This is a genomic window from Enterobacter cloacae complex sp. OE43NF (assembly GCF_023544405.1).
In the GTDB taxonomy this organism is placed as follows: domain Bacteria; phylum Pseudomonadota; class Gammaproteobacteria; order Enterobacterales; family Enterobacteriaceae; genus Enterobacter; species Enterobacter cloacae.
Window position 1 is genome coordinate 1 of the sequence record NZ_JAMJFW010000100.1, and the last position, 4,315, is coordinate 4,315.

Sequence of the window (4,315 nt, forward strand, 5' to 3'; positions counted from 1 at the left end):
CTTTCAATCAGCGATTTAAATTCTTGACCTTCCCCTTGATGGAAGGTTTAACCTTCATAACAGTTAGCGAAAAGCGTTACTCCGGTCAACAACTGACCAGTTCATTATACGGGAGTTTTGTTATGTCTCACACAATTGACCTGACACTGGACGGCCTCTCCTGCGGCCACTGTGTCAAACGCGTTAAAGAAAGTCTGGAACAGCGTCCTGATGTCGAAAGCGCTGACGTCACTATCGATCACGCCGCCGTCACCGGCAGCGCCAGTGCGCAAGCGCTGATTGATACCATCAAACAGGCAGGTTATGGGGCGGAGCTGAGCCACCCAAAGGCTAAACCGCTGGCAGAGTCATCATCCCCGTCGGAAGCACTGACAGCGGCCACTCCTGAGCTTCCGGCAGCTGATGATATCGATGACAGCCAACAGCTGCTGATCAACGGCATGAGCTGCGCCAGCTGCGTCTCCCGGGTGCAAAATGCCTTGCAGGCGGTACCCGGAGTCGCGCAGGCACGGGTCAATCTTGCGGAGCGTACAGCGCTGGTCATGGGCAGTGCCTCCGCCGCAGAATTAGTGCAGGCCGTTGAAAAAGCGGGCTATGGCGCAGAGGCCATCGAAGATGATGCCAAACGCCGCGAACGCCAGCAGGAAACGGCTATCGCCACCATGAAACGCTTCCGCTGGCAGGCCATTGTTGCGCTGCTGGTCGGCATCCCGGTGATGGTGTGGGGCATGATCGGTGACAACATGATGGTCACCGACGACAACCGCACGCTGTGGCTGGTCATTGGTATCATTACGCTTGGTGTAATGGTATTTGCAGGCGGACATTTCTACTCCAGCGCCTGGAAAAGCCTGAAAAACCGCACCGCAACCATGGATACGCTGGTGGCACTCGGCACGGGTGCGGCATGGCTCTACTCCATGAGCGTGAACGTCTGGCCACAGTGGTTCCCGATGGAAGCCCGCCATCTCTATTATGAAGCGAGCGCGATGATCATCGGCCTGATTAACCTGGGCCATATGCTGGAAGCGCGTGCCCGTCAGCGCTCCTCAAAGGCGCTGGAACGGCTGCTGGATTTAACCCCCCCGACCGCCCGCGTGGTCACTGACGACGGAGAAAAAAGCGTTCCGCTGGCCGAGGTTCAGCCCGGTATGACGCTGCGTCTGACCACCGGTGACCGCGTTCCCGTGGACGGAGACATTACGCAGGGCGAAGCCTGGTTTGACGAAGCGATGCTCACCGGGGAACCCATTCCGCAGCAGAAATCACAGGGTGATGGCGTGCATGCCGGTACGGTGGTGCAGGACGGCAGCGTGCTGTTCACCGCCAGTGCGGTGGGGAGCCATACCACGCTGTCCCGTATTATCCGCATGGTGCGCCAGGCACAGAGCAGTAAGCCTGAAATAGGTCAGCTGGCCGATAAAATCTCCGCCATTTTTGTGCCGGTAGTAGTGGGCATCGCGCTGCTGAGCGCGGCTATCTGGTATTTCTTCGGCCCGGCGCCGCAAATTGTCTATACCCTGGTGATCGCCACCACGGTACTGATTATCGCCTGTCCTTGCGCGCTCGGCCTTGCGACGCCGATGTCGATTATCTCCGGCGTGGGCCGCGCCGCCGAATTTGGCGTGCTGGTACGTGATGCCGACGCCCTGCAACGCGCCAGCACTCTCGACACGCTGGTCTTTGATAAAACCGGTACCCTGACCGAAGGTAAACCGCAGGTTGTATCCGTGCATACCTCAGGCTTCGCGGAGGCAGATGCACTGCGTCTTGCCGCGGCCCTGGAACAAGGCTCCAGCCACCCGCTGGCGCGAGCCATCATTGAGAAAGCCGGTGAGGCCAGCCTGCCGCAGGTGAACAACTTCCGCACCCTGCGCGGATTAGGCGTCAGCGGTGAGGCCGAAGGGCACACACTGCTGCTGGGTAACCAGGCCCTGATGAATGAAAACGGCATAGCAACTTCAGCGCTGGAAAGTGAACTGAATGCCCAGGCATCACAGGGCGCAACCCCTGTGCTGCTCGCGGTGGACGGTCAAATTACGGCCCTGCTGGCCGTGCGCGATCCGTTACGTCAGGACAGTGTGGATGCCTTACAACGACTGCACCGCGCGGGCTACCGCCTGGTGATGTTAACCGGGGATAATCCAACCACGGCCAACGCCATCGCCAGAGAGGCGGGGATCGATGAAGTCATTGCCGGTGTCCTGCCGGACGGTAAAGCGGACGCCATTAAAACGCTGCAACAACAGGGGCGCCAGGTCGCGATGGTTGGCGACGGTATTAACGATGCGCCGGCGCTGGCACAGGCAGAGGTGGGGATTGCCATGGGAAGCGGGAGCGACGTTGCCATTGAGACGGCAGCTATCACACTGATGCGACACAGCCTGATGGGTGTTGCCGATGCGCTGGCGATTTCGAAAGCCACGTTGCGCAACATGAAGCAGAACCTGCTGGGTGCGTTTATCTATAACTCGCTCGGTATCCCGATTGCTGCCGGCATTCTGTGGCCCCTGACCGGTACGCTGCTTAACCCGGTGGTCGCAGGTGCAGCGATGGCGCTCTCCTCCATTACCGTGGTGAGCAACGCCAACCGTCTGCTGCGCTTTAAACCGAAAGCGTAATACGTTGTAGGCCGGGGAAGCGCAGCGCCACCCGGCTTTTTTGCCTGATGGCGCTGCGCTTATCAGGCCTGCGAAACGTGCCGACGTTCACCTGTTGCGCCGCCCTGCCCCACGCGTTAGCATGAACCTTTCCGTTTATGGAGCGCGTATGAGTCTGTTTCGCCGTATAAAAACATCGTTTCGCGCCCTCTTCCCCCGCCGTTATACCTGGCCCGGAATGGATATTTCGCTCCCCGGCGGTCAGCATCTGCACCTGGTGGGCAGCATACATATGGGCACGCAGGATATGTCCCCGCTGCCCTCTGGTCTGTTATCCCTCCTGAAGCAGGCCGATGCGCTGGTGGTTGAGGCGGATATTTCAGGCCACGAGTCTCCCTTTGCCGGGCTGGAGAGCGATTTGACCCTGGCCGACCGTCTGGACGAGGCTCAGCTCGCCGAACTGACGCGCGTGGCGGATGAAACCGGCGTATCGCTCTCCATGCTGGACACCCTGCCGCTCTGGCAAATTGCCATGATATTGCAGGCGACGCAGGCGCAGCGTCTGGGCCTGCGCGGTGATTACGGTATTGATTACCAGCTGCTGAATGCGGCTCGGGCACACCGTCTGCCGATCATTGAGCTGGAAGGTACCGATAGTCAGATTGCCCTCCTTCGCCAGTTGCCTGATGACGGTCTCATTCTTCTTGATGATACGCTAACGCACTGGCATACCAACGCCCGTCTGCTGCAAACCATGATTGGCTGGTGGCTGGATGCCCCGCCTGCTGAGGGGAAATTAACGCTGCCGTCGACGTTCAGTGAATCGCTGTATGATGTGCTGATGAATGCACGCAATGCGGCATGGCGGCAGACGCTGCATGCGTTACCTGCCGGGCATTACGTGGTTGCGGTGGGGGCATTACATTTGTACGGAGAAGGAAATTTGCCGTCGCTGCTGAAATAAAAAAATGGCCAATATTTCTATTGGCCCGTCAAAGAGGAATTTCATCGTTTTTATTATGCCGAAGGAGACCTTCGGTTGAGCCGATTGTCGCTCAAAGTGACCATCACTGCCAATACTATTGCGCAAGATGGTGCTATTTTTTAGACAAACGTCAGGCGTATGCTGTCAGCATGAATTGTCTGTCGTAAGAAGGATAGCTATGACTCCCGCCGTTAAATTACTCGAAAAAAACAAAATTTCTTTCCGGATCCACACTTACGATCACGATCCGAACGAAACCAATTTTGGTGATGAAGTGGTGCGCAAACTGGGGCTGAACGCCGACCAGGTCTATAAAACGCTGCTGGTGGCCGTGAATGGCGATATGAAGCATCTCGCCGTCGCGGTCACGCCCGTGGCTGGTCAACTGGATCTGAAGAAAGTGGCCAAAGCGCTGGGAGCGAAAAAGGTAGATATGGCAGACCCAATGGTTGCGCAACGCACCACGGGTTATCTGGTGGGCGGGATCAGCCCGCTCGGGCAGAAAAAACGCCTGCCAACGCTGATTGACGCCCCTTCTCAGGAATTTGAAACCATCTATATTTCCGGCGGCAAGCGCGGGCTGGATATCGAACTGGCCGCAGGCGATCTGGCCAAAATGCTGGATGCGAAGTTTGCGGATATTGCGCGCAGGGATTAAAAGAAAAAGCCGGGTGGCGGCTGCGAGGTAAAAGCAAAACGGTAACAGACGTTACCGTTTTTTGTGTTCGCG

3 protein-coding genes are annotated in these 4,315 nt (G+C 57.6%); all 3 read left to right on the forward strand.

Annotated features, from left to right (window positions below):
* Positions 1-122: 122 nt before the first annotated feature.
* The 3 genes from copA to ybaK all read left to right on the forward strand — a co-directional run bounded on the left by copA (position 123) and on the right by ybaK (position 4,243).
* Positions 123-2,621 carry a copper-exporting P-type ATPase CopA gene (gene copA / locus M8370_RS22880; protein WP_250021816.1) on the forward strand — a complete coding sequence of 833 codons (2,499 nt, stop codon included), beginning with the start codon at positions 123-125 and terminating at the stop codon, positions 2,619-2,621.
* A gap of 148 nt (positions 2,622-2,769) precedes the next feature.
* Positions 2,770-3,564 carry a TraB/GumN family protein gene (locus M8370_RS22885; protein WP_149896823.1) on the forward strand — a complete coding sequence of 265 codons (795 nt, stop codon included), beginning with the start codon at positions 2,770-2,772 and terminating at the stop codon, positions 3,562-3,564.
* A 199-nt stretch (positions 3,565-3,763) separates the two neighbouring features.
* A complete protein-coding gene (gene ybaK, locus M8370_RS22890) occupies positions 3,764-4,243 on the forward strand; it encodes a Cys-tRNA(Pro)/Cys-tRNA(Cys) deacylase YbaK (RefSeq protein ID WP_010428207.1) in 480 nt (159 codons plus the stop codon).
* Positions 4,244-4,315: the final 72 nt, after the last annotated feature.